Origin of the sequence: Marinobacterium jannaschii DSM 6295, from assembly GCF_000620085.1 — a bacterium.
Lineage (GTDB): Bacteria > Pseudomonadota > Gammaproteobacteria > Pseudomonadales > Balneatricaceae > Pontibacterium > Pontibacterium jannaschii.
This window is the reverse complement of the sequence record NZ_KK211070.1, coordinates 61,226-85,001: the sequence shown is the minus strand read 5'-3', so window position 1 is coordinate 85,001 and position 23,776 is coordinate 61,226. Positions and strand designations below refer to the sequence as shown.

General features: G+C 49.2%; 23 protein-coding genes. 9 read left to right on the top strand and 14 right to left on the bottom strand.

Annotation, left to right across the window (positions count from 1 at the left end):
• Positions 1–2 precede the first annotated feature (2 nt).
• From Q354_RS0123540 to rdgC, 4 genes are all read right to left on the bottom strand, one after another.
• Entirely contained in the window at positions 3–1,550 is a 1,548-nt protein-coding gene (locus Q354_RS0123540; RefSeq protein ID WP_169828933.1) for a hypothetical protein, read from the bottom strand.
• A gap of 19 nt (positions 1,551–1,569) precedes the next feature.
• Complete coding sequence (locus Q354_RS0123535) at positions 1,570–2,136, bottom strand: TcpQ domain-containing protein (protein ID WP_027859765.1); 567 nt, start codon at positions 2,134–2,136, stop codon at positions 1,570–1,572.
• Entirely contained in the window at positions 2,133–2,672 is a 540-nt protein-coding gene (locus Q354_RS0123530; protein ID WP_156948484.1) for a hypothetical protein, read from the bottom strand. Before Q354_RS0123530 ends, Q354_RS0123535 begins: the two co-directional genes overlap by 4 nt.
• 96 nt (positions 2,673–2,768) lie before the next feature.
• A complete protein-coding gene (gene rdgC / locus Q354_RS0123525) occupies positions 2,769–3,713 on the bottom strand; it encodes a recombination-associated protein RdgC (protein ID WP_027859763.1) in 945 nt (314 codons plus the stop codon).
• Positions 3,714–3,806: 93 nt separating this feature from the next.
• Here rdgC and Q354_RS0123520 point away from each other — a divergent pair, with 93 nt between their 5' ends.
• The 4 genes from Q354_RS0123520 (at position 3,807) to Q354_RS0123505 (ending at position 10,971) form a co-directional block, all read left to right on the top strand.
• The gene (locus tag Q354_RS0123520) at positions 3,807–4,616 is read left to right on the top strand and encodes an EAL domain-containing protein (RefSeq protein ID WP_027859762.1); all 810 of its coding nucleotides are present in this window, start codon (positions 3,807–3,809) and stop codon (positions 4,614–4,616) included.
• Between the two features lie 14 nt (positions 4,617–4,630).
• Positions 4,631–6,655, top strand: coding sequence for a DNA primase (gene dnaG / locus Q354_RS27030; RefSeq protein WP_036231360.1), 2,025 nt, complete (start codon positions 4,631–4,633; stop codon positions 6,653–6,655).
• A 2,300-nt stretch (positions 6,656–8,955) separates the two neighbouring features.
• Positions 8,956–10,194, top strand: a complete 1,239-nt coding sequence (locus Q354_RS0123510; RefSeq protein WP_027859761.1) for a hypothetical protein — start codon at positions 8,956–8,958, stop codon at positions 10,192–10,194.
• A gap of 117 nt (positions 10,195–10,311) precedes the next feature.
• The gene (locus Q354_RS0123505) at positions 10,312–10,971 is read left to right on the top strand and encodes a hypothetical protein (protein ID WP_027859760.1); all 660 of its coding nucleotides are present in this window, start codon (positions 10,312–10,314) and stop codon (positions 10,969–10,971) included.
• Positions 10,972–11,834: 863 nt separating this feature from the next.
• Here the strand turns inward: Q354_RS0123505 and Q354_RS0123500 are convergent.
• Entirely contained in the window at positions 11,835–12,884 is a 1,050-nt protein-coding gene (locus Q354_RS0123500; protein WP_027859759.1) for a DNA adenine methylase, read from the bottom strand.
• A 49-nt stretch (positions 12,885–12,933) separates the two neighbouring features.
• Between Q354_RS0123500 and Q354_RS27025 the strand changes: the two genes are divergently transcribed.
• Entirely contained in the window at positions 12,934–14,226 is a 1,293-nt protein-coding gene (locus Q354_RS27025; protein ID WP_051560585.1) for an ISL3 family transposase, read from the top strand.
• A gap of 262 nt (positions 14,227–14,488) precedes the next feature.
• On the opposite strand, the gene Q354_RS27745 is transcribed toward Q354_RS27025, so the two are convergent.
• From Q354_RS27745 to Q354_RS0123445, 9 genes are all read right to left on the bottom strand, one after another.
• Positions 14,489–14,965 carry a hypothetical protein gene (locus Q354_RS27745; RefSeq protein ID WP_051560584.1) on the bottom strand — a complete coding sequence of 159 codons (477 nt, stop codon included), beginning with the start codon at positions 14,963–14,965 and terminating at the stop codon, positions 14,489–14,491.
• A gap of 59 nt (positions 14,966–15,024) precedes the next feature.
• A complete protein-coding gene (locus Q354_RS0123480) occupies positions 15,025–15,216 on the bottom strand; it encodes a hypothetical protein (RefSeq protein WP_027859758.1) in 192 nt (63 codons plus the stop codon).
• A gap of 66 nt (positions 15,217–15,282) precedes the next feature.
• On the bottom strand, positions 15,283–16,104 hold the full coding sequence (locus Q354_RS0123475) for a phosphoadenosine phosphosulfate reductase domain-containing protein (protein ID WP_084332738.1): 822 nt from the start codon (positions 16,102–16,104) through the stop codon (positions 15,283–15,285).
• A gap of 50 nt (positions 16,105–16,154) precedes the next feature.
• Positions 16,155–16,742 carry a hypothetical protein gene (locus Q354_RS0123470; RefSeq protein WP_027859756.1) on the bottom strand — a complete coding sequence of 196 codons (588 nt, stop codon included), beginning with the start codon at positions 16,740–16,742 and terminating at the stop codon, positions 16,155–16,157.
• A gap of 28 nt (positions 16,743–16,770) precedes the next feature.
• On the bottom strand, positions 16,771–17,295 hold the full coding sequence (locus Q354_RS0123465) for a hypothetical protein (protein ID WP_027859755.1): 525 nt from the start codon (positions 17,293–17,295) through the stop codon (positions 16,771–16,773).
• A gap of 40 nt (positions 17,296–17,335) precedes the next feature.
• Positions 17,336–17,860, bottom strand: coding sequence for a hypothetical protein (locus tag Q354_RS0123460; RefSeq protein WP_027859754.1), 525 nt, complete (start codon positions 17,858–17,860; stop codon positions 17,336–17,338).
• A complete protein-coding gene (locus Q354_RS0123455) occupies positions 17,857–18,207 on the bottom strand; it encodes a hypothetical protein (protein WP_027859753.1) in 351 nt (116 codons plus the stop codon). The genes Q354_RS0123460 and Q354_RS0123455 overlap by 4 nt, the downstream gene beginning before the upstream one ends.
• A 274-nt stretch (positions 18,208–18,481) precedes the next feature.
• Positions 18,482–19,243: a DNA/RNA non-specific endonuclease gene (locus tag Q354_RS0123450; protein WP_027859752.1), complete on the bottom strand. Its 762-nt coding sequence runs from the start codon at positions 19,241–19,243 to the stop codon at positions 18,482–18,484.
• A gap of 2 nt (positions 19,244–19,245) precedes the next feature.
• Positions 19,246–19,656: a hypothetical protein gene (locus Q354_RS0123445; RefSeq protein ID WP_027859751.1), complete on the bottom strand. Its 411-nt coding sequence runs from the start codon at positions 19,654–19,656 to the stop codon at positions 19,246–19,248.
• 727 nt (positions 19,657–20,383) lie between these two features.
• Here Q354_RS0123445 and Q354_RS0123440 point away from each other — a divergent pair.
• The 4 genes from Q354_RS0123440 to Q354_RS0123425 are packed head-to-tail and all read left to right on the top strand — an operon-like array spanning position 20,384 to position 23,516.
• Positions 20,384–21,196, top strand: coding sequence for a ParA family protein (locus Q354_RS0123440; RefSeq protein ID WP_027859750.1), 813 nt, complete (start codon positions 20,384–20,386; stop codon positions 21,194–21,196).
• Positions 21,187–22,539: a hypothetical protein gene (locus tag Q354_RS0123435; RefSeq protein WP_156948483.1), complete on the top strand. Its 1,353-nt coding sequence runs from the start codon at positions 21,187–21,189 to the stop codon at positions 22,537–22,539. Before Q354_RS0123440 ends, Q354_RS0123435 begins: the two co-directional genes overlap by 10 nt.
• A 1-nt stretch (position 22,540) precedes the next feature.
• Positions 22,541–23,032, top strand: a complete 492-nt coding sequence (locus Q354_RS0123430) for a hypothetical protein (protein WP_027859748.1) — start codon at positions 22,541–22,543, stop codon at positions 23,030–23,032.
• Positions 23,025–23,516, top strand: coding sequence for a hypothetical protein (locus Q354_RS0123425; protein WP_027859747.1), 492 nt, complete (start codon positions 23,025–23,027; stop codon positions 23,514–23,516). The genes Q354_RS0123430 and Q354_RS0123425 overlap by 8 nt, the downstream gene beginning before the upstream one ends.
• The last annotated feature ends 260 nt before the right edge of the window (positions 23,517–23,776 follow it).

Sequence of the window (23,776 nt, the reverse complement as noted above, 5' to 3'; positions counted from 1 at the left end):
CGCTACTCCTTGATGATGTGAGGAGTGACCATAATCAGCATCAACTCTTTAGCTTGCTGCTGGGCCTTTCCGCCACCTAAGCCCCAGAACTCCGTGTTGCCGGTTCCGGTCGCGGTCTGAGATTCAGAAGACGCGATATATCCGCTCAGGATCGCAGTATCGCCATCACGTACCGAGGTTACAGTCCTGAACTCTTTACTCAGTTCATCTTTAAACTTCTGAACGCGACCTTCGCTGACCACCTCATCAAAAGGCTTCGCCCGCTTCATTACAGTGATCACATCGAGTACAACCCTGTTATCTCGGGTAATGCGTGGCTTAAGCGTTATATCGAAACCCGGCGTGATCACGCCGGTCTCGGTTGTGGTCTCTGTAACCCCGTCATTGGTCGTTGAGGTAATATTTGAGGGGTATTCGATATTGTTCACATCACGGAATGGCGCGACAGTGTTATTCATCACTGTGCGGGTTTCAGAATTGACGGTCTTAACCCTGGCTTTCTGTGCCAATGCCTGCAGGAATAGCTTCGAACCAGTGAGCCGCCCAGTGTTCACCGTCACGCCCAGCTGATTCAGTGCTTCGGCAGATAGCTGAGCATCTGCACTGATAAAGGATGTAGACGCTTTCGATCCTGCATACAGCAGGTTTTGCCAGATCACCCCCACGTCACGGCCATCATTGGATGATACAGTGGCCACATAGACATCGAGCGCAACCTGGCGCGTCATATATTTATTTTCGCCGTCGATAAACGCTTCGACAGAATCCAGGTTTTCGGGGGTGTCCGTTACAACAACTGTGCCACTGCCAGGAATGAACTGCAGACGCCCCAGGGGAGACAACATCGCCGCGATCGCCTGCTTATAGTCCTCAACCGAGCTTCCGGTATGGGTAACCTGCATCGCCGTAGACAGACCTGATTCACTTTCATCGGTATTGCTACCACTGAATTTTGTACTGAGGGTTTCCTGAGTCAGGTAATGCAGCGTATAGGTACGGGTATCCAGCTTGTAGATGACGACCTGGCCAGCATCGTAGCGCCAGTGAACGTTGAACGTCGCTGCAAGCTTATCCAACACCTGATCGGCACGGCCTTTCAGCTTAACGCGAAACTTCTGGGCCAGCGGGTTGTTGGCATCTTCAGAGCTGACAGTTTCAGTCTCATCCTCGACCTCATCGCTATCTTGCTGGCTATCGCTGTTCTCACTTTCCGCTTTGTACAACTCAAACAGATCCTGCCCCAGTCGCACAGGCTTTCCGATCTGCCGACTAACCAGCTCAGAGTAATCCCTGAGGCTCATCCGCTCTTCCGGCGAGACAAAGACGTCCAACAACAACCAGTCAGGTTTAGGGATATCCTCAACGAACATCGTTTCTGACCCAGCGATGTACGGAACATGATTCCGCTTGAAACTCGGCAGGCCTTCTTTATACGAAGAGATCTGCTCACTCAGACGAGCGTCAACAGCATCAACTTTAAGATCGAGATGACCCAGCCCAGAACAGCCCGCCATCGACAGGCACAGAGTAGCAACAACGATTGGTTTCATAGCGTTCGGTTTCATAGCGTTAGCGCACGACGACTGTGTTGTTCGGATAGAAGGCAGGTTCGAGGCTACCGCCACTGATTCGAAGAGCCGCAAACAGCTCTTCAACAGCACTATCGAATTCGCCGTAGAATTGAGCATCTGCCTGTATCTGCTGATTCGACTGTGTGTTCCAGACCACTGACCATTCAGACGCGCTATCCCATTTCTGCATCAAGGACTTCACAGTGGAGTTGCGCTTAACGGACCAAATCTGTTCGATGTAAACCGTTTGCCCCATCTTCCGGGCACGAATCGGGAGTCCAGCCAATAGCGACGAAATGACTTGCATAGGCTCGCCGCGCATCAATGCCGGAGGATCCAGCAAGTGGGGCTCTGCTTTATATATGATTGAAAGTCCGGTGATCTTGCCGACCTGCTTGATAGCGTCTTCTAAGTATCCGGACTTCAACTTCAACATGATTTGCGTATCGAGGGCTTCGACGCGCCCCAGATCAGGCTTAACTTCAACCGGCGTACATGCGGTGAGAGTCAATGCGGCCAGTCCCGTAGCGGCAAACAGAGTGGTGATCGATTGCTTTACGTTCATGACCCGAACTCCACTGCCTTATTTGCATAAGTACGAACAAAGCCATCCAACGCGCTGTAATCCAGGATCCGTTCTAAAACGTGCTCAGTGGTATAACCACCGATTTTGACGGGCTGCTGAACTCTAAAATCGTTCAGCAGCCAGTAGCCATCGCTGTAGCCCAGTTTTTTTACAACCGGGCCAATCGACTTCTTAATGCTGCCTGACGGTAATGTGACGGTGTATGTAAACGGTATCAGTTCACCGTTTTCATCTTTGATCTGCCCGGAATCAAAGTGCGGGGCGGTTCGGGCCTGCTGGAACGTGTAACGAACTTTCGGGGTTTCCGCGATTCCGTACTCTTCGAACCGGCTTCCTGCTCCGCCTGCAGCGGCTGCTGGCCCTGGCTTCTGATTAGTCATTGAGTACAGGAAAGCACGCTCGACCTCTGTTAGGGGGTTCGGTGACTCTGCATCGACAATCACGGTTTGCTGTTTACATCCAGAGACCGCCGCTAAAGCAACAAGAAGCACGCTAGCAGGTATGAGCTTTTTCATACGTTATGTCCGATATAACAATTTTTCAATATAGTAATACCAGATTAATCGCTGTTCAACAGCTGAACAAAGCAATATTCTTTACATATACGAGACTTAGTCCATAATTTCAGCCGGATCCGTGGGCAGGGTCTCGACAGAACTCCACAACTCAAGCAGCGCTTTGCACGCAATCACAAACATACCCTGCTTGTATGCGTCTGCATCTTGCGATTCCCCTAGCTCTTCATCAGCTTGCCTTTTCAGCACGTTCTTCATATCAATTTGTGTCAATGCACGCTTGTTGGTGATGACAAACTTAATCTCAGGGTCGGAGTCTTTTTGAATGACCTGAAGTGCATGTGCTTCTTTTCCCGCATGCAAGTGTTCACGGACTTCAGCAGTATCCGCTTCTTGATCACGTAAGTTGGCTTTGCCTGACTTTTCTTTTTCGAGTCGCATTGAGGATCCAACATAGTATCCAGCGGCTTCCGCTATCTCAGGCTTCATCAACATCGCTGTCAATGTTTCAGAAAGTTCAGGTTTTACGGATGTAGACACCCAAGAGATACGCTTCTCTTGGGGTTCCAGGGCACGATTTAGCTTCTCGACCATGAGATCAGCATCGGCATAGTTGCTAGTTAGCACGACAAGCCAGCACTCTCGCACAACGATTGCTTGCACGATCGTCTCACTCGGATTCGTCTCAGGAAGCAAGCTTTTCTTAACCTGCTCTCTAACTTCTTCACGCTGTACTTTGTCCAAAGCAGCCCCGAGTTCTTTCTTCTTCTTCTCACATGCCGCTCTCCATAATCGGGATAGCCGTGACTTTTTCGGGACCTTGCGATCATATCTCAGCGTCACTAAGGCGAATTGATCGGCCTGGTATAAAATCTCCTGCCCTTCAATCCAGTCTTCAGCTGGCGTAAACCCCCACGACTCCTCTTCTTCAGGCTTACACTCAGTGAACTGAAATCGAGTCATAGACTCGGCGAGCTTTGACAAATCGATAGCCCCTAAGTCATTAATCGATACGAATATTGATCTTTTCGGGTTAATCATTTCTGAATACCATTAATATAATTATCCGATATTATTACCAAAACGATGATATAAGAACAGATCATTAATCGAACAGACGTGATGAGGCGTACGATGGATAGCTATCTGATAGATGTAGAGCAGGAGCTTGAAAACCCTACTGGAAGACTCGTGCCCTACTTTCAACCCATCGTGCCTCTCCATTCATCTCGCAAGCCGACGTTGTTTGAAGTGTTAGTACGTTGGGAATGCGCAGAGCATGGCTTAGTCTTCCCAGGGCGATTTATTCGACATGTCGAAGCTTCGCCGGTTAAAGCGATGCAGTTGACCCAGCTAATGATTTCACTGGCAACAGGCAATGTCCGAAAGCTACACGCCAGCATAGCAATCACCATCAACCTACCCGCCAAGTTACTTTCGACTCCAGAATTGAGAGATGAGCTGGTCCAGGCTTGCAAAGGTTTTCCAGCAAACGATGTTCACATCGAAATAACGGAGCACTACTCCCTCTCTGATCTAACGATCGCAAAGCAGCAGATCCAGCAGCTAAGAGCCGCGGGTTTCAGAGTTGTCCTGGATGACTTCGGGGCGGGAGAAAGTGGGATTGCCCGATTAGTTGAGTTACCAATTACCGGTATCAAGTTCGACCAGTCTCTCTTTCGAGCGGCGACTAAGAGCCCAAAGGCCTTAGTTATCTTGCGGAATCTGGTGCAGATTGCATCAGAGTTGGATCTATCTACTGTGATAGAAGGAATTGAGACCTCAGAGGACTATGCATTCGTCGCAAAGCATCTGGGAGACTATCCAGTACTACTTCAAGGCTACTGGTTTGGTCGACCTAGCCCCATGCTGGAAACGCCATCGCCCGTTGATCAGCATTCTTCATCGTCATTTCACTGCCCCCTACTCCAGCCAATCCTCTAACAAAGGTTTAAGCAATGAGTTCCCAGAGATTCTCAGAAGCCTTCTTAGCTCAGGTTAAACAGCAAAGTCCTATTGAAAAAGTCGCTGCGAGCTATGGCATTAAGCTGCATAAATGCGGCAACGATAGCCTGAAGTGCTGCTGCCCGTTCCACGATGACAATGATCCATCCATGGTGATCAATACGAAGAAGCAGCTATGGAACTGCTTTTCCGGCTGCGGCGGTGGTGATGTGTTCAGTTTTATCGAGAGATATGAAGGACTTAACTTCGTTGAGGTCGTCAAGAAGCTGGCCAATGAAGCAGGTATTGAACTGCCTACTGAAGAGAAAAATGCCGCACAGCTGCAGGCTGATAAGAGACGGGCAACTAGCTTCAAGTTGCTGGGTACTGCTGCGCAATTTTATCAGGCAACCATGCTCGATAACGCCCACTCTCCAGCACGCTCCCATTTGGCCCGTAGAAGCATTCCAGATGAGATAATTTCGCGTTTCCAACTGGGCGCGTCACCAGCCGAGTGGAGTGCGTTGTGTTCTGCAGCGGGAGGCTATGCGCGCGCAATTCAAATCAGCGCCGCAGGTCTAGCCGTATATGAGCCAAAGACAGAAACAACAAAAGCTAAGCTCTACGATCGGTTCAGAAACCGCCTCATGTTCCCCATCAGAGATGTTTCTGGCCGAGTTGTGTCGTTCGGTGCTCGCACGCTGACTGATGAGAAACCGAAATATATCAATGGTCCTGAGACCGACGTGTTTAAGAAGGGCCAGGAGCTGTTTGGACTATACGAAAGCTTACAGTTAACGAACCGGAAACCGGACTATCTTGTTGTGACTGAAGGTTATATCGATGTCATCCGCCATCATGCAGCAGGGCTTCCAGTTGCGGTGGCCCCAATGGGAACAGCGGTAACCTCCCAACAGCTACAGAAAGCTCTACGTTATACGGGCAAACTGTATTTCGCGTTTGATGGTGATGCTGCAGGAACGATCGCCTCAACTAAGGCGTTAAAAGAAGTGCTTCCCCTTGCCACAGCAGATCGGGAATTCTACTGCTGTTCTATGCCAGCTGACCACGATCCAGATAGCTACATACGCGACTATGGAGCTGACAAGTATCTAGACCTCTTAGGCAACTCAATGTCGCTGGCAAACTGGATAGTGCACGTTGCACAAGCTGATGGGAGTCTTTCGACAGTAAATGATCGCGCGCAATTTGCAGCGCGCTATATCGAATTAGTAAACATGGTTCCCCCAGGGCACCTCAAAGACGAGCTAGCTAAACGCCTCGATAGCCTGGTCAATATCACCCCGGAGCAATACTTGCCGGTATCTGTGGCAATGAAAAAGCAAGTCGGCAATGTCGATCCTCTCTCCGTTGAGCAAGACATTAAGAAACTTCTTGCATCGAAGTATCAGATCTCAGAATCGGATGTGTCGATAAAAGTATCAGCCCCCCTGCTTCGCTCCGCTACAACCCCAAACCAGCGCCCGTACCGATCTCACAATGCGCCATTAGACGGAGACGAATCTAACAAACAGATTTTTGAGCGATCTAGAAGGCTGATGCAAGATGCACTGACGGCATCCCAAATTGCTCAGCACGAAGTTATCGCGGGTGTCACTGTTGGTGATCTGCTGGTGGATGCAAACGACAACTCACACCCCCGGCTAAAGCAGCTTGCTAATAAAGAACTATTCGATTTCGCGAATACCTACGGATCCCTACTAACAACGATGCAAGGCTTAGAGACCGACGTGGCTGAAGTCATCAAAGGGTTTGAATATCTTCTCGCAGACGATGATGTTCAGACCGACACTCATTCTCAATGGGCTACAGCCTCACTGGAGCACCTCCAACATTGGCAGTCGTTGGTCTCAGACGGCTGCTTGCACTGGCAGAGTATTGCACCGTATATCACAGATCCAGGAACACGTAATGCATGCTATGAAGCAATCAATGCTATTGATGAGCAACTGGCTCAGATCGACTCACTGAGAGCAATCGTCCACACTAACAAAGCTAACATCGCACCTCAGCTATAAGCCTCCGCTTTCCCCTCGGGCTCTTGTATGCGATCAGCATTGAGCCCACTTCTTTCAGTGACTTCTTCTCTATCTGACCTTTCTCGTTTTCTGCTGGCATATTACTGGCAACTGATTACCTGCTAGCTCATATCAAAGTGACACATCATGTGCACTCGATTAGCTGTGACTTCTTAGTGGCAAATAGCTGCCATCTCAGTACAGCTAATCTCCACATATAGGCAGACGTAAGACCCGAAACTGGCAGGTAGGTAATCGTTCCCCCTTTAGTGGTACAGCCTGCACCACCATCACCAAACAGGCCCCTAGTAGTGCGGGACTGGTACAGTGCAGATGTGTGCCGACAACCAACTTCGGTAATCACTCCCCCTTCCGTGGTGCAGCCTGCACCACCAGCACCAGGCTGGCCCTTGGTAGTGCGGGAACTGGTACAGTACAGATGTGTGCCGACAACCAATTTCGGTAATCACTCCCCCTTCCATGGTGCAGCCTGCACCACCAGGCTGGCCCATTAGGATGTCGTATCAATAATCAGGCACACCCCGATTGGCGCGACAGGGCATTGCATAGCCATGTTGGACCATTGTGGCAGGCAACGTGCTGATATGTACTGGCTCCAATAGCGGTAATCAGTCCTCCTTTAGTGGTGCAGCCTGCACCACCATCACCAAACAGGCCCTTAGTAGTGCGGGACTGGTACGGTGCAGATGTGTGCCGACAACCAACTTCGGTAATCACTCCCCCTTCTGTGCTGCAGCCTGCACCACCAGCACCAGGCTGGCCCTTGGTAGTGCGGGAACTGGTACAGTACAGATGTGTGCCGACAACCAATTTCGGTAATCACTCCCCCTTCCATGGTGCAGCCTGCACCACCAGGCTGGCCCATTAGGATGTCGTATCAATAATCAGGCACACCCCGATTGGCGCGATAGGGCATTGCATAGCCATGTTGGACCATTGTGGCAGGCAACGTGCTGATATGTACTGGCTCCAATAGCGGTAATCAGTCCTCCTTTAGTGGTGCAGGATGCACCATTTCCATTTGTGAAAGCCCTAAGCGGTTATGGAGATAGAGAAGCGGAAATAAAGAAGCCCCATCGAGGAATATCAACCTGGCGGGTAATCACTCCCCCTTTTACTGGCTGTCTGTGTCCCATCAGCTTGCTGCTACTTAATACTGGTAACACCGCAGATAGATACCGGGTTCTACTACGGTAATCATTCCCCTCTGGTGGTGCAGGCTGCACCACCTGGCAGGCCGGTGATAGTGAAGTGGCAGGCAACATGCTGATATGTACTGGCTCCGATAGCGGTAATCAATCCTCCTTTTATAGAGCACGCTACACCATTGGTTTGAGCCACTGCCCGGATAGGTAGGCTTGGGAACAGGTTGGAATTAGATAATGGGTCAGCCATTTAGGCGGTAATCAGTCCTCTCTTAATGGTGCATCCTGCACCATTTGCATTTGAGAAAGCCCGAAGCGGTTATGGAGGTAAAGAAGCAGGAATGAAGAAGCGCCATCTAGGAATACCAATCTGGCGGGCAATCGATCCCCTTTAGTAGGGGAGTTCAGAATAGGACAAACTTTCCTCTATTTTCACAGGCCCTTTTACTACAGGCCCTTCAGACAGATCTTGCCGAATCACACCAATGCCAATTATCAAGCTATTGATGCTGGTTGCACCATCAGAGACCAACTTAGATTTCTTGCTGGTGGTCTTGCTGGTGGGGTAGGGGAGTCGACGTAGACTGGTAAACTAAAGAGGAAACAGCTAAGGTAAACGTCCCTCCTCTGGTAAGGGTTCGCTTTACTGCTGAGCACCGATGGGCATAGAGGAGGGAACAGGGATCAGTCAGCCAGATTTGTAATCCAGTCTAGCCCAAGACACAGATCCATCGTCGGCTAGTCGATTCGTCGAAATAGCCACTCAGGCAATGATCCTGTTGTCGCCCTGAATACAACCTGTGCATAACCTGTTGCTATCCAGTTATTAACTGAATCCGGCTTGGTAAGCGCTCCTCCTCTTATCGGAGTAATCAATCCTCTCTTGCCTTGGGTAAACAATCTTCTGCTGAATAGGGAAATCACACCTCCTTTCAGGTAATAGCTGGTAAGGTTTATTGTTATATATCAGCGAGTTAGAGTCATATACGAGATACACCCCTCTCTTTATATCCTCTTATCTCCTTTTATCTCCTTTGAGATCTTAATTTTATATCTTTACACTATATTCAATATCTACTTATCATTAGGACTTGTGAACAAACCACTCAGGCTCACAACTACCTGGCTTCAACTATGACGGATGATTTGAAATCTCAATTGGCGCTGTTTTCTAGCCCTACGCTACAGAAATCAGGACACTCATATGGCTTCGTTCTCTTTGACGGTCTGCCTTTGTTTTCATACAACTTGCAGTCTCTGAATCCGGAGAGGAAAGCAGCAAAAATCATCCGCGACAGTCAGAATCACATCAACGCTCTGGATGTAACATCTGATGCGATTCGGCTAGATCCGATCCACATGCGCGTCAGAGACTATGACGTTACTATCGAGCGAACCGCTGCTGAAATTCAGCAACGTGAGTCCGGCAGCAAAACCGTCAGTGGCAAGATCTGGCGACACTGTGGCCCCCGGGAAGAATCTATTCTTGATGCGATAAAACAGATCGCGATGCAATCTACGCCGATAAAGGTGATGGATAAGCGCGAGCAGGAGTGTTTGCGTGTTCGCTTTACGTTGTCACATCTACGAAGGGTCCTTAGCGAACGCAACTCCGGAAAGCTACCGTATAACAACAATCAGATCCTCGAAGGGCTGGAAGTACTCAATAACGCTCGCTACCGAATCATCCTGCAGAACGACACCCGAAAGCTCGAATTTCTCGGTGACACACTGATATCAAACACGGTGCAGGGGTCTCGACGTAACCAACCAGATAGCGATGATCAGGAATATTACTTCAGCACGTTGCTTCACCCCCTGATCACTGTAGCTCTAAGAGATCTAGATCTATTCCTCTATGATTACAAAACGATGAATGTACTGAAGACCGATACCGCAAAGCGGCTCTATAAGTATCTGTCAGCCGTTTACATTCAAGCGGGTAGGGCACCCTATACGAGCAAGGGATCTGAGCTGCTAGCGCGACTGGGAGCCTCACGCGCCATCACAAAAGATAACGTTAAGAAGTTACGTACTGTTTTCAAGAACCTTCAGGATGGAGATGTACTTGATGACTATGATGTTCAGCTTTCTGACAAAAAAATGAACTTTGAAACAGGTCGCACAGTTCACACTGATCGCCGTATTTCTCTGCAGCCATCCGACACATTTGTTCGCCAGATGAGACGTAGTAACACACTACGCCGTCAGATGCAGGAACGGTTAGATATCAGCGTTAGGCTGGCAAGTGCTGGGGTTCAGAACATCGATCGCATTATTACCCAGCGATCTGAGCACCTACAGTTGTCACTAGCCCTTCTACAAGATGAGCACGGCATAGCACTAATAAATAGCAAAGAAAAAGACGCATAAATTTAAGTTGTTGTTTTTAAAGAAAAAAAGAGGCTTTCGTGGCCTCTTTTTTTGTATCTGCTCAGCAAAAGTGTTCTAATAGGCTTTGACTAGGAGATTTATTAAGAGGGATTGCTTGTGGCACCGATTGTTGATAATGGCGAATATGATGGAAACGATCCGGAACCCCAAGTAGTTTGGACTGCCGATGACTTAATTGCCTATCACTTAGATAGTGGTCCTTCGGAATCTTTCTCAGAGAAAGTCGGCAATGAACTGAGGCACTACAGTGTAGAATTCGCTGTACGAAATGACGGTGAACACGCTGTTGTCTTACTCCAAAACAAAAATAAGCAACTTTATGAATTGCTTATTGATCTCAAGCTGATACCCATTCGGCTAGACGGTGACTACGCTGGTAAGACTGCCTACCAGGTAACAGGCGTGGATGGTACGCGCGCGCAAAGCCAAGGATTTAGTAATCGCGGCTATGCAAAAACCCTCTACCGTTGTACTGCACGGTTGTCGCAATCACTCATAGTGTCCGATAACTACCAACACGATCCCGGCAAATTCCTTTGGCAAGCTATCGGCGCAGAGTGCGACGTCCCAGATGCTCTAACAGTTCGGATCTACCACGCCAGACTGAAAACAGTACTCAAAGAGTGCAGCGTGAAGGGCTTTCAGTTCGATACCGGTACTCCTGTGGAGTACGATGGCGAAAACGTCCCGGAAGATATCATCTGGGGTTTTAACAAAGAGTCAGTCCTTTTGGTTGCAGAGCCACCTACCTCTTAAAGGGGCTCTGTTTGCTATTACTGGCTGCTTTTCATACAATCGCCCATAATTCTATTGTAATTTATACACATATTTATTGAGATTGAGACTGAGATGGCGCTACAGACGGTACAAGTAATGGAAGTGGAGTACCGCCGCTCTTCATACAGCGGGCGTACTTTGCTACGTGAGTATACGAGATTGGATATCGAGAACTTGGATGGTATGCGAATCTACCGCAGAAACGACTATCGGCAAGTAGTTGTTTGCAAGCCAATTCCGCATCGTACTGATCGCTATGAGCTGGTTGCTGATGCCTATCTTGCCCCAGAGTCCAGCGAAGAAGTAGTGAGAGAATATGTAGACAGCACGCCTTCAATCGTTGCTCTGTTAAACCAATGCTTTCTAGAGACAAGGCAAGCCAGACCACAGCGTAGACTACAGCGCTAACCTGGGTGCTTGTTTCACAATAAAAAAACCGCGATGAATGTCGCGGTTTTTTTATGGCCAGTCTGCTGGTCTGTTACCATCGGATTTAGGTATCCGTGGGGATGTAAACTAGCAAACTATCGACTCCATTTTTCAATAGTTGTCCAGCTTAGACGGATGCTGGTGTACTAGGATCAGCCCACCAGCAGTAGTAGCGCGAGATTCAGGCCGAATAAAAGGGCTGCCAGGTTATGTAGCTATTGCTAAAAGATGACCAGATGAGTATTTGGTAGGCCCGTGTTACCATCGATGACCGGTGTTGATGTATTTGGATAAGGTCACAAAGGAGCTAGTGAATATGAATAATTATGGGGTATTCGAAATAAGGTGTGGATTGAGGGTCTTGAGCCCCAGTTCACACCTGGGTTCTAAATCGTAATAACGTGTGGCTCATCTTAAAACAGATGAGCGTATCGACGTGATATCTGTACCCGGTTAATACCAGTCATTCGAGAAACTTCTGCTTTTGAAACTCTCTTTTTGAGTCGCTTCAGCGTACGAATAGCCTCGGTGATCTTTTGCTCACTTTGGCTTACTCGAACTTCGTGAGTTCTGTATGCCGCCTGTTGTTGTCTGCTTAGATCGCTTGGCTCATCCGTCGGCGGCATTACGCCTTTTGCAACTGGCTTTTTGCAGTTTGGCGAAATCCACAGAGTCTCTATTCGCTTGGATCGATTCTTACTTGTACTCGCGATTGTGTCGATTTCAACACGCTGCCATCCGGCATTTTCTAATGGAGAGTAAATGGGATGTTGATATCCAGACAGTACAGCAAGCCCCTTTATTTTCAGGAGATGGTCAACCAGGCGTTCGTGATCTTGAGGCGACATCTCATGTTCGTAATTTCCATTGACCCTGGTCTCTGGGATATAAGGCGGATCAAGGTAGAAAAGTGTCTGTTCTCGGTCGTATCGTGTTAACACGCTTTCCCAGGGCAGATTGTCAACTTGTACCTTCCTGATCCGGCGCGACACCTCACTCAGCCTCTCAATGCCTGCGTGAAATTTGCGAACGCTGGCGCTATAGCCTGCAGCAGGTGCATCAACACAATATGACCACTGCTTACCCAGGCCTCCGTGGCTTTGCCTCTGGATTACGATCATTTGGCGCGCTATTTCAATTTCGTCATCAATGCTATCGACACCGTGCTTGCATGCGTCAAATTCGGACCTGGAATAGGGAGTGAAATTCAGCCTACGTTGTAGCTCTGCTGTTTTTTGGGGGCATGATAAAACGTGATATAAAGCCGCCATTTTTGAATTGATGTCGTTATAAACTTCAACCTTACTTGGCCGCCTTCCTAGCAACACGACTCCAGATCCACCGAATACATCCACGAAGGTCTTATGTTCTGGGAAGTGTGACGTGATTTGCTTTACCAATCGAGACTTCGAGCCGAACCAAGTCACCGGTGCCGGTATTGGTTCATATTCTTGATTTTCCATTCATTACCTCGAAATAAGCATATGCTACATATCCCAGAAAGTGTAGCATATGCTTTCCAATGGACAAATGAGTATTGAATTAGGAAGTCTCATGCTTAACTTACCTTCCATCTTCGTGGAAGAAATCGACGGAGATAATATCGACTACTGGATTAAAGCCTCTATTAAAAATCAGCAGGAAAGTCGTTGTGTTCACTGCTATAAACCAAGCCCGCGCAAGCATGGTGTTAAAAGTCAGCAGATAATGGATACGCCAATGCACGGGAAGCGCGTTGGTATTCAGCTGTATCGACAAAGGTTCAAATGTGATGGGTGCAATAGAACATTCATTGAGAGCTGTTCGGATATCAGCGACAAGCATAGAACCACTGAAAGGCTTGTCGACTACATTAAGAGTCGATGCCTGGTGAGGACAAATACCACCCTTGCTGAAGAGGTTGGCATCAGTGAAGGGACCGTTCGCAATATATTCAGAGATCACATTACTGAACTGGATCGCAGTTATCAGTTTGAGACACCTCGGGTTCTGGGGGTTGATGAAGTTCATCTCAACAAGAAAATGCGCCTGGTCTTAACCAACATTGAGCAGAGGACGCTACTTGATATGGCGCATAGCCGAACAAAGGCAACTGTTATCGAAGCGCTGGGCAAGCTCGATGCCGCTGAAAAGGTTCAGGTTGTGACAATGGACATGTGGAGACCCTACCGTGAAGCTGTAGCGCAGATGCTGCCAAAGGCGGTTGTGGTTATTGATAAGTTCCACGTGGTGAGGATGGCCAATGACGCAGTTGAAAAGGCCCGGAAAGAAGTAAGGCTGGAGCTTAGCCCGAAACAGAGAATAGGGCTAAAAAATGACCGCTTTCTGTTGCTGAAGCGCCGATGCCAGTTAACTGATCAGCAGAAATTCCTTCTTGAAGGATGGACTCTCAACTATCCGCTATTGGCAGCGGCATATGACGCCAAAGAGAAGTTTTATGAGATATATGAAGCAAACTCCAGACATGAATCTGAGCAGCTCTACACTGAATGGAAGCAATCAGTGCCTGCTGGACTGAGAGGGAAGTACGGGGATCTGGTCCGTGTCGTCGATAATTGGCACGATCAAGTATTCAGCTACTTCGACCACCCATATACCAACGCCTATACAGAGTCTATCAACGCTCAGATTAAGGCGATGTATAGACAAGGAAGCGGATACAGCTTTGAAGCATTAAGAGCGCGGATGCTGTTTACTGAAGCCAAGCATAAGGTTCGCTCAGTACCGTATAGGTCTCGACTTCCTGGAGGGTGTCTTAAGGGAAGTCCCAGTTTGAATTACGGCGCCATAATCCACATACACTAGGGCGATTGAAATGGGGGCAAGCTACGCCTGTCCCCACACCTTATTTCGAATACCCTAATTATGAAGGTCGCCTCAAGGAGGTTTTTGAGGAAGATCAAGCGGAAAACAAGCGGATCTATCAGAATGTATCAGATAGGACGCTTGATGTAGTTATAACGATTAAGCACGCCGAAATAGTGGTTCAGCTGGGTCCTGGTTGCATGTATTCCGTACAGGCATAAATAGAGCCCGCTAGGGCTCTTTTGCTTTTTAGGGAGTGCTGTCATACATCGTGCTTTATAGGGCGCGGATCCTGTGGTCTATCTAGAGGCTTCCAATGGGTTGGCTCGGTGCCGTTGGCCATGTAAAACGTTCCTGATTCAGGGCATATATCGACGTAATCAATATGATGGTCGCAGCCGTCCCAGATCAGTACTTCCTTGCCTTTGATGTCGATATCTTCAGGGATGTTAATAGCCGTCCATTCGTTCACGGATTTACCGGAGTCTTTAGATTCGTACTCTTTCATAAATGCCTCTCCAATGGCTGTGAGGTGCTTTGGCTGCCCGCTCTTGGTGTCTAGAAGAAGGCCGCCAGTTACAACAATGCTGTAGGCTGTGTGTCCTGACCAGAAGCCGTCTAGCTGGTTGCGCAAGGTCTTTGCGATCAGGTTGCGCTTTTTCGTAACGCTGTTGTTTATGGCTTCACCAAAGTTGGTGCCCTCAAAGAGGCTGTTAATGAAGTCGTCCGTTATGTTCATTGCAGATCCTTTCTTATTTGGGAGCTGGTGTACTTTCTGTTAAATCATGGTGGGTTTGATTAAGCGCCGCTTATTAGAGAGGCTCTGTATTCAGGGTCATGAATAGCTCGGCGCATCTTTGAAACAGCGCTGTTTACAGCTCCTACAGATACGAAAGCGCCGGAGCCTTCCTCGCATTCAATTGGTTTGGCGTTATCCGTAACCTCTTTTGCTACCACGCATAGCAGTTCTTCGAAATCGTTGTTTTCCATAAAAGCCTCTGTGGTTTATTAGCGTTCCTGGCCGGTGACGACTTAGGTCAGGTATTTCATGACGGGTTAGCTTGCCTGAGCCAGGGTGATAATGGGGATCTGGCTCATGTGCATGGTGTAGCCTGTCTGCTTTTCTAGTTTGTCGTACTGATCGAGCAGAGCCGGGTGGTGCTTCGCTCCGTTACGTAGGTCGTTTTCACTGGCCATCATGCAAAAGACGCAGCTTAGTCGCTGATTACCCAGGCTATAGGCATAGTGCGGTTTCTGGCCGTCCTGGGTGATGGTTGCGAAAACCTCCGGCGTGCTCAGTTCGTGGATTGGAAGCCATTCATACCAGTGGGCTACACTGTTGAAGCCGCGCCTATCGATCTTAAAAAGTTGGCGCTTGGCGCGGCCTGGTGATTCCTGGGCACGCAGCCCCAGGCAGTTGACGATCTTGGTAAAGCCGTGGGCTTTTGCATATCGCCTTACTTCTCGTCGGATCGGGTCGCGCTTCAGGTCGCTTGTGCATTGCCTGGTTGATGCCGATGGCCAGCTGGGGACTTCGGGACGGCTCTGGAAGCGTCTTTTAACCATTTCGAATAGGGTCTTGTTTGCTTTTGCGACGATAAAGGGAAGCCCTGCAACTTCCGCTTGATCTTCTGCCAGCTCCAGGGCTCCGGGCCATTCCATTTCCCCCAAGGAGGCATGAGCAACTATTAGCTGTGAGGCTGGAACTAGATCGAGGAGCTTGATAAGCATGGCTTGGGAGTCCTTGCCGCCTGAGTGATTGGAAACGAATAATGCGCCCTCGGCAATCAGTCGCTGAATCGTTTCTGCGGCTCCCTGTGACTTAATGAAGTCATCCATTTCCTTGATCTTTGATTCAGTGTCGGATGCTTTACTCATGTGCCATCGGTCTCCTAGTTAACTGGTGTACTTTTCCTGACGTGGGCTGATTAGGATCGGCGGGCAGTACTTTTCTGGGGGCGATTGTTCAAACCTCGCTGAATCATATCTTCTACTTCAGGGTCAGCTGCGCCGGAAACTAGCACGCACTGCAGGGCGTTGTGGGCGTTGTCCAACGCCTCCTCCAGGCTCTTGGTATCATTGCTTATGATCCTCCTAACTTCTTTTTCTACGAAATCATGTTCTTCATCGCTCAGCTTACGGTGGATCTCAAACTCGATAGAGTCTATGACTTCAGCAATGTAGTTTTCTGAGCAGGATTGCATCGCTAAAGCGATCTGGTTATCAAAGTTTTTCTGTAGCACTACGTTCTTGGTGTCCAGTTTCTTCAATAGGAACCAACTGAAGTCAGGTGCTTCGCTCTCACTCCAGCCTGCCTCTGCCGCAGTCCCTGCAGTCCAGATTTGAACTTCAATATCTTCGCCTGCAGCTACACCAACTTCCTTGGCATAGTCTCTGATCGGTTGAGCAATGAAGTTTGCCAGTGCCTCATCAGGAGTATCACCAGCACCGAAGAAACTGATGCACTCTTCACCGTATTCAGGGGTAGCAACGTATTTAGGGATTTCAATAGTCATGTAAGCGGTCCTTATAATCCGGTATTCATTAGTGAGAAAGCTTCTTGATTCTTCGCTCTATCGCTGCCAGTGATTTTTGGAGGCCATGTACCTCTCGTTTCTCTTCAGCGATAAGCACCTGGTCTGCGTCAGGGTTGTTGGCAATCCACTTCTCTGAGTCTTGTAGCAAGTTCTTAAGGGCACTTCTTTCATGTTTAGCGGCTTGCAGTTTGGTGGTATAGAGGCCGAAGGGTAGGTGCTCGTCCCCCAACCTGAATTGCTGACGGTCGTACTTTGATATGCTCGAAGCCCAGCCGAAATCACCATGCTGTCGACTTTTCTTAACCCAGGTGTATGCGTTCTTTCGTGTGAGGTTTACGTACTTTCTGGGCTGAAAACCGCCTCTAAACTTTATCCCGTGCCTGCTGATAGTCCCTCGAAGGGCCCTGATTGATCTGACGTACCACTCGCTTACTTCAGTGGTAGTGCTGTTCTTTTCCGGGTCAAAGTATGCGTCCACCGAATAGAATACTAAGCCGATCTTGATGTGCTTCGGTTGCTTGCAGGGTTTCATCTGATGATCCTTATCTGGTGCAGGTTTCCCGAATAGGGGATTAGCTATCGAAGTACTCTGGTGATCCGTTTTCACCTATTTGGCCCACGGCAAACATCAGTGCTGTTGAGTACATACGATCGCCAGGAGGCGTATATCTTTCCTCGCCGGTCTTTGGGTCTTTCCAGATCGTGGTACCGGGGCGATTGATCGTGGTTATGTCTAGCCCTGTCTCGCCTGTGACGGCATTCTCTGAAGCCTCAATATTTAAGGCTGTAAGCCCTGTGGCAGCAAGCTCTAGGAGGGACGGATCAGCATTCCTAAGCAGGCTATTGTCAGACTGATCTTCCTCAGCTTTTGCTTCCAGCTGTCGATACTGTGCATATGTAATTCCCTGCCATGCCTGGCTGGCACTCGCGTGACAGTTGCAGGTCATTCCTTCCAGGCCACAGTAGATTTCGACATCCCAAGGTAAGTAGTGAAGTGACTGGCAATGTTTGCATTGGTAGTAGCTAAAGGCTTCGGGCGCGCATTTCTCATTGCTATCGTGACGCTCGCCGCAAACATAACAATGCTCAATACTCATGGCTGCTGATCTCCCGTCTGCGGATCCTGATGAGGGCCGGGTCCGGGTAACAGCACAGCCCAATAAGTAAACGCGGGATCATTCCATCCGAAGTACTTGTCGTATGTCACATACCCTTGCCTGGCAAACTCAAGGGCAATGCCAGGTCTGTATGCCCTGAATACTCCATGCCCACGCTCATCGAGGAGATCGTCGGAAGGGACAACTGCTTTAGGTTTCCAATCGATTGCATCACAAGCCGCTTGCAGCTCATTCAGCCGTGCTATGACGGCATCCTTATCCATGGGCCGGCCGTTATCTGTGATAGGCCATCCGTCGATGCTGTAATCCTTTTGATATCGTTTCATGCGTCACCGTCAGTTTTTGATGTTGATTACGCTTGTTGCTTCTGGTGAGAGTTGAGTAGCTGTATCGCAACCCGTGCTGCTTCAGCTTCAGATGCGTTGCCAAGGCGATAAGGCCCCGCGCCACAGTTACCGCAATACCAACCATTCTTTTGGTAGAGGGCTTCAGAGGGGATGGGGCTTTTACATTGATGAGCCATGGCGTCGGATCCACACGCTGGACAAGCTGGAGTGCTGTTCCCAGGGGAGGGCTCAAAGAAACTCATTCGACCGTGATCTACGAGAGATGACGTTTCTTGCAGTTCGAGTCCGGCAGACTCAACCACTTCGCTGGTGGAGTGCCTCCGATCGTGTAGGGAGCCCAGGGAGCAGAGCGGATACGCTTAGAGATCTCCTCAAGGTCTACTCGATACTGGGGCAGCATGCGGGCTTTCGCTTCAACAGAGTTAGGCATGATCCAGCCGATCGCATACCGATTTGTTAGAGTGACGCGCCAGAAGTAAGAGGGAGTCTCTATACCGTGGCTTTTTACGAAATAGTCGTTCTTATGCGGCCCTCCCCACAATGGCCCTCCCATTACGGTAACGGGTTCATTTTCCCGAAGGCATTCCACCATCTGTTCAGCACGCTTCCAGGCTCCAGTGTTGAGCTGAACGGTCATAGGCAACACATTTGTCATGAAGAAGCTGTTGGCCACGCGCTCAGGACTGTTGTCTACTGTATTTGCAGCGATAAGGTGCCCGCGATGATACTTTACGCCGGCAGCGACTGAATGCTTTGACTTATAGGATGCGGTGGATTTCTGCTGGCACCACGAAGCTTTAGAGTCCTTAAAAAAGCGGTTCAGGCGAGGATGGTTGCCCCGATCCGCGGTTACCCGCACGACAAAGAAATTCGCTGCATGACGTTCACAGTCCATCTGTATCATGTAAAGCCCTCCGCCAGCTGAGTAATCGAGAGTCATCGACTGGGCTGCAGCTGTCATTGGAGCCAAAGCAGCAATGACGGCTGCGGTAATGAGAGTCCTGGTTTTGTTCACGACTAGTTCCTGTTTTCAATGTAAGAGTTAATCCGATTCTCGAACCAATCCAGATTCGCATCAGAGACCGATTTGTAATTGCGTGAGTCCGGCAGCCGGGTGATGTTCACAACAACATCGAAGCTGGTGGATGTCACATGTGCAAAGAGAGAACGTCCGTGCCGATCAAAGTCACAACCAAGGCGGTGGAATAATCGTTTGAGTTCACTGAATCGCTCAGTGTCGTAGTTCGATTGTGATGTGGCCGGTACCCATGTTGGCTGGCCATCCACCCGCATCAGATAGCACAGTTCTGCTGCGCCGCGTTTCTCACACTCTTGCTCTGCATGCCACAAATTGCATGCGGTGATGTAACTGTTGCCGTCATCAGTCGCTATCCGGTACACCGGAGAAGCGTGTGACAATCTGATCATGCGAAATGCCTTTTCGTTTAAGCAACTCATGCATAACTGCGCTTTGGACGTGCTGGCAATGCCGTTGGCAAATTGTCGGAACGTTATTGCTGAATATTAGGGTGAATGAGAACTCCCCTCGCTGTTCAGCACCAAAACAAACAGCCCCTTTGCGTTCGGTAATAGCCCCGGAAGCTGAGATAAGTACTTGATGTTCCGTCGTGGCATCCTTCAACCAGTCCCGAACTACCCGTATAAGCGCCTGGCGGACTTGGCCAGGCAATGTGCTCAGCGGTCTTACAGAGCCTCCAGCACCGACGTAGAAGAGAGGTATCGCGTTCATAGCGGATTAGCTCCTATTCGCCGTTAGTGCTCGCTAAAAGGTAGTCATACTGATCCCAGTGAGAAATTGACGTAATAATATTGCCATTCGAATCAAAAACATCTATTCGCTTGGTCCTTGGAGCCACGACGATAACTGCACGCACTACGCCATTTGGAGTCTGTACCGATACGCGGGATCTGATCATAGCCTAAATCCTTAAGATAGTTTATCTATGTTGTCCTGATTTGTTTTTATCCTAGTAATTGTTATGTTTTTTATCAAGCCTTTGTGCTTTGTTTTTTCGTCTATGGTTTTGATTGGTTTTTTATAATTTTTTGCTATGTTTTTAGCTTATTGTTTGATATGTTTTTGTCTGATTTGTTTTTTGCTGCAAGAGCAAAAGGGATATAGGGAGTGAGCAGTATGGAGATGTCTAGGAGTCCTAACGGACTAGTAAAGCTTGCAATCGCCAACAACAAAGGCGGTGTAGGCAAGACCACGGAGGCTGTGTTTCTTGGCGCATTTGCTGGCCTTCAAGGATTGCGGGTGCTGTTGATTGATCTGGATCCGCAGTGCAACTTGTCATCAATGCTGATCACGATGGACGGAGGAGCCGCAGCGATCCCGCCTGAACTTGATGGTGTTCGCTATGACTCGTCTGCTTTGTTCGAGAATGGCGACATTGACGTGTATCCAACAAAGCTTGAGAACGTGAGCCTGTTACCGTGCAAGGCGGAAAACACGTATTTAGAGGGCCTGCCAGCGAGCGCAATCGAACAGTTCGCTGAATACCTCCAGCACCCCGAACTCGCTGAACTCTTTGACCTCATTATCATCGATACGCCACCAGCCAAGGGCATCTGTTCACGCGCGGCAGTCCGTGCAGCAACTGATGTGCTGATTCCGATTATCCCAGAGCAGAAATCGTTAGAGGGTCTATACGGGATGCTGGATATGGTGAATCAAGAAAACCAAGGCAGCCTGATCGGAGTGTTGCCTACCAAGGTTGATACGCGACTGGCTGTTCACCGCAAGATTATCGCTGAATCCCGTGAGCTGGTGGGCGATGACCTGCTGGTCGAGGATCTCATCAAAGAACGACCAAGCATTAAGACCATGGATTTGCTTGATGCTGCTCCAGAAACCCCGTATGGCCTGAAGCCTTCTCACGATTGCCGGAAGGAATGGGAAAAGATGTCGGTCAATGTGCTGCAAAGGGTAGGCTTATGCCGCTAATTTCGAAGAGTTCAGGATCGAAGGATCAAAAGCCTGCTGTGACCAGCCGGGTGAGTACTGGTATCCAAGACATGATTGCCCAGGGTAACCAGGCCCGGATTCAGTCGATCCCGCTGGATCGTTTGCTCTTTAACCCTGATAACGATCGTAAGTTTGGTGGTGTGAGCCCTGATCAGATTCTGGCGGATGTGAAGCCTTTAGTCAGAGTAAAGGAAGGAGATGTTATTGCTCCCGCTTTTGGTGAGCTTCCTGCCGAGATCTCTTGGGCCAGCAAAGAGCAAAACGAGTCCTGGTATGAGGCGCTAATCAGTTTGGCTATCAGCCTGAATATCCAATCTCTGAAAGAACTGCCGTTGCCTGTTATTCAAGTGAGCCCGGCTGATGATGGTCAGATGCATACTATCCATGCTGGCAACCGACGGACGTTGGCATCGCACTTGATTGGGCTGGAGAGTTACCCCGCCCAGATTTCCAAAGCCCTGCGTACCAGCGCTGAAGGAATGGATCTAACCAGCTGTGCATTCAGCTTTCGTGAGAACAATAATCACGATGGGCTCACACTGAAAGAGAAGTTCGAAAGCCTGGCGCGCTTGATTGAGCTGTATAAAGAGGAGAATGGCAAAGAACCAACAAACGCAGCGTTACGCGCGTTGACAGGGTTGGATCGGACCAACGCTAAGCTTTACCTCTCTATATACAAGAAGAAGCCCTACAAGGCTGTGCTTGATCACATTGAAGAGAAGGGGATCAAGCACCCGCGCTGGCTCTATGACTTCTTAGCGAAGCATCCTTCCGCGCAGGCGGATATCATCGCTGGTATCAAGCCTGAAACCACGCTTGACCAGCCACCAGCCCCGCCGCAACCGCAACTGGCTGCATCGAGTGATTCTGGAGTTGGCAACATTCAGTTGACGCAGGAACAGCCGTCGAAAGATACGTACGTGAGTGGCGTCCAGCAGTCGGTTGCCGCGTCAGTGGATACAGGAGCTGGGTCAGATACTGGAGCTGGATCAAACGGCTATGAAACCCCAGCCCCTGCAGAACTGAATGGAGCAGCTCAGGGGGTTGAGGTACCCACCCTACGCCAGCATGAAGCTGTTACTAATACAGCCCCTGCAGGTGCAGGTGAAGCAGGGTTACAGGATCCTATCGTATATAACCTGCTTCCTGCCGAGGACCAGGCCGAAATCGAAATGGTTAGCAATCAGTGTATCGATCAGCTCTCAAATATACTGGGCTCGAACGGAATTGAACTGCTGCCTGGCCAACCGGGTAATGCGAAGGAAGCAGTGAGGGAGCTGATCGAAGTTCTCTCACAGATAGAGAATGTTGTAGGGGAATAATGTGGCACTGATCTCGCCCAAAAAGGATGTTGCTGTAGCTGCAAAGCGATCCACCAGCCGCACTACGCAGATTAACGTAAGGTTGCTGGACGACCTTGAGAAGAGAATGGTCTACCACGATTCGGATCGCCGCAGTGAATGGATCGTTGAAGCCATCGTTGATTTCCTGTCATCTGCAAGCTATCTGGATGCTGACTGGAGTAGTGCCAACGACGAAGACGCTGATCTATTTATCAGTGCGTTGCTTCCGTTCCAGCAGCTACCTGGCATGAAAAAGGATGCTACTAATACGCCACTGAGAATTGCGGCCGAGCCTAAGACGCTGCTTGATGACGCCGTATCTAATGTAGCTGTTTACCGGCCTGCTTTGAAAAAGGTACGCCTCCTGATTATTCATGCCGCTATATCAAGACGGTGCCATGCGAGGGGAAAACTCTTCAACGAGGTTTTCACAAGCTTTACCGCTGATCCACAGGAGCCTGATCATGGTTGAATCGACAGAAAGAACAATCACAGGTCTTCAGCTATTAGAGCTGGTGGATGTAATGACCGCTGGTAACCTCACTGTGCGCGGTACGTCGAATGATTCCCTTGGAGAAGATCAGACAATCTATATTGGACAGACTGCCGGTGATATAGAGCTGAAGACTACGTGCGGCCTGATAGTGGACTTCAGCTGGATAGCGGTAGCCTGTGGTGACTCTATGCGAGCCGCACATGGGTACAGTGAAGAGAATATCGATGGGCTGACAATGGATACGGAAGAGGGCTTCTGTATTTGTGAGCTGCATGGGGCCACGCTGGTGGATCAGCTTGGCCGTGAGTTGAGCGAGGAAGCTAAGGCCAGTGCGCTAAGCGAGGTCATTGCAGCTACGGGAGACATTTGGAGGCATGTTGTTGTAAACAGCCTCCCGACATATGCTCAATTCTGTAAAAACACAGGTTACGAAGATGTCTGGAGCACCGACGACCTTTGATATTTAGGTCGGCCTTTCAATCAAAATAGGTCGGCCATTATCACTGATCCCGTAGGCCGATCGATTGATCAGACAGCCGGCCACCCAGGATCCCGCTGGTACCCGTATACGGGGCATGACGATATCGCCATTTTCTTGGTATTCCCAGATATCCATTAATATCGCGGTGGCTTCCCCTGAGGCTCGCAGGCGTTGAAAGTCATCATAGTCGACATATCCCCTGAACCTAATATACCGGGTGCTCCCGTCACGCCGACGAA

What these genes read in the sequence shown, in the direction of transcription:
- Q354_RS0123540 (WP_169828933.1), bottom strand. Translation starts at nt 1,550, where the DNA reads ATGAAACCAATCGTTGTTGCTACTCTGTGCCTGTCGATGGCGGGCTGT.
- Q354_RS0123535 (WP_027859765.1), bottom strand. Translation starts at nt 2,136, where the DNA reads ATGAACGTAAAGCAATCGATCACCACTCTGTTTGCCGCTACGGGACTG.
- Q354_RS0123530 (WP_156948484.1), bottom strand. Translation starts at nt 2,672, where the DNA reads ATGAAAAAGCTCATACCTGCTAGCGTGCTTCTTGTTGCTTTAGCGGCG.
- rdgC (WP_027859763.1), bottom strand. Translation starts at nt 3,713, where the DNA reads ATGATTAACCCGAAAAGATCAATATTCGTATCGATTAATGACTTAGGG.
- Q354_RS0123520 (WP_027859762.1), top strand. Translation starts at nt 3,807, where the DNA reads ATGGATAGCTATCTGATAGATGTAGAGCAGGAGCTTGAAAACCCTACT.
- dnaG (WP_036231360.1), top strand. Translation starts at nt 4,631, where the DNA reads ATGAGTTCCCAGAGATTCTCAGAAGCCTTCTTAGCTCAGGTTAAACAG.
- Q354_RS0123510 (WP_027859761.1), top strand. Translation starts at nt 8,956, where the DNA reads ATGACGGATGATTTGAAATCTCAATTGGCGCTGTTTTCTAGCCCTACG.
- Q354_RS0123500 (WP_027859759.1), bottom strand. Translation starts at nt 12,884, where the DNA reads ATGGAAAATCAAGAATATGAACCAATACCGGCACCGGTGACTTGGTTC.
- Q354_RS27025 (WP_051560585.1), top strand. Translation starts at nt 12,934, where the DNA reads ATGCTTTCCAATGGACAAATGAGTATTGAATTAGGAAGTCTCATGCTT.
- Q354_RS27745 (WP_051560584.1), bottom strand. Translation starts at nt 14,965, where the DNA reads ATGAACATAACGGACGACTTCATTAACAGCCTCTTTGAGGGCACCAAC.
- Q354_RS0123480 (WP_027859758.1), bottom strand. Translation starts at nt 15,216, where the DNA reads ATGGAAAACAACGATTTCGAAGAACTGCTATGCGTGGTAGCAAAAGAG.
- Q354_RS0123475 (WP_084332738.1), bottom strand. Translation starts at nt 16,104, where the DNA reads ATGAGTAAAGCATCCGACACTGAATCAAAGATCAAGGAAATGGATGAC.
- Q354_RS0123470 (WP_027859756.1), bottom strand. Translation starts at nt 16,742, where the DNA reads ATGACTATTGAAATCCCTAAATACGTTGCTACCCCTGAATACGGTGAA.
- Q354_RS0123465 (WP_027859755.1), bottom strand. Translation starts at nt 17,295, where the DNA reads ATGAAACCCTGCAAGCAACCGAAGCACATCAAGATCGGCTTAGTATTC.
- Q354_RS0123460 (WP_027859754.1), bottom strand. Translation starts at nt 17,860, where the DNA reads ATGAGTATTGAGCATTGTTATGTTTGCGGCGAGCGTCACGATAGCAAT.
- Q354_RS0123455 (WP_027859753.1), bottom strand. Translation starts at nt 18,207, where the DNA reads ATGAAACGATATCAAAAGGATTACAGCATCGACGGATGGCCTATCACA.
- Q354_RS0123445 (WP_027859751.1), bottom strand. Translation starts at nt 19,656, where the DNA reads ATGATCAGATTGTCACACGCTTCTCCGGTGTACCGGATAGCGACTGAT.
- Q354_RS0123440 (WP_027859750.1), top strand. Translation starts at nt 20,384, where the DNA reads ATGGAGATGTCTAGGAGTCCTAACGGACTAGTAAAGCTTGCAATCGCC.
- Q354_RS0123435 (WP_156948483.1), top strand. Translation starts at nt 21,187, where the DNA reads ATGCCGCTAATTTCGAAGAGTTCAGGATCGAAGGATCAAAAGCCTGCT.
- Q354_RS0123425 (WP_027859747.1), top strand. Translation starts at nt 23,025, where the DNA reads ATGGTTGAATCGACAGAAAGAACAATCACAGGTCTTCAGCTATTAGAG.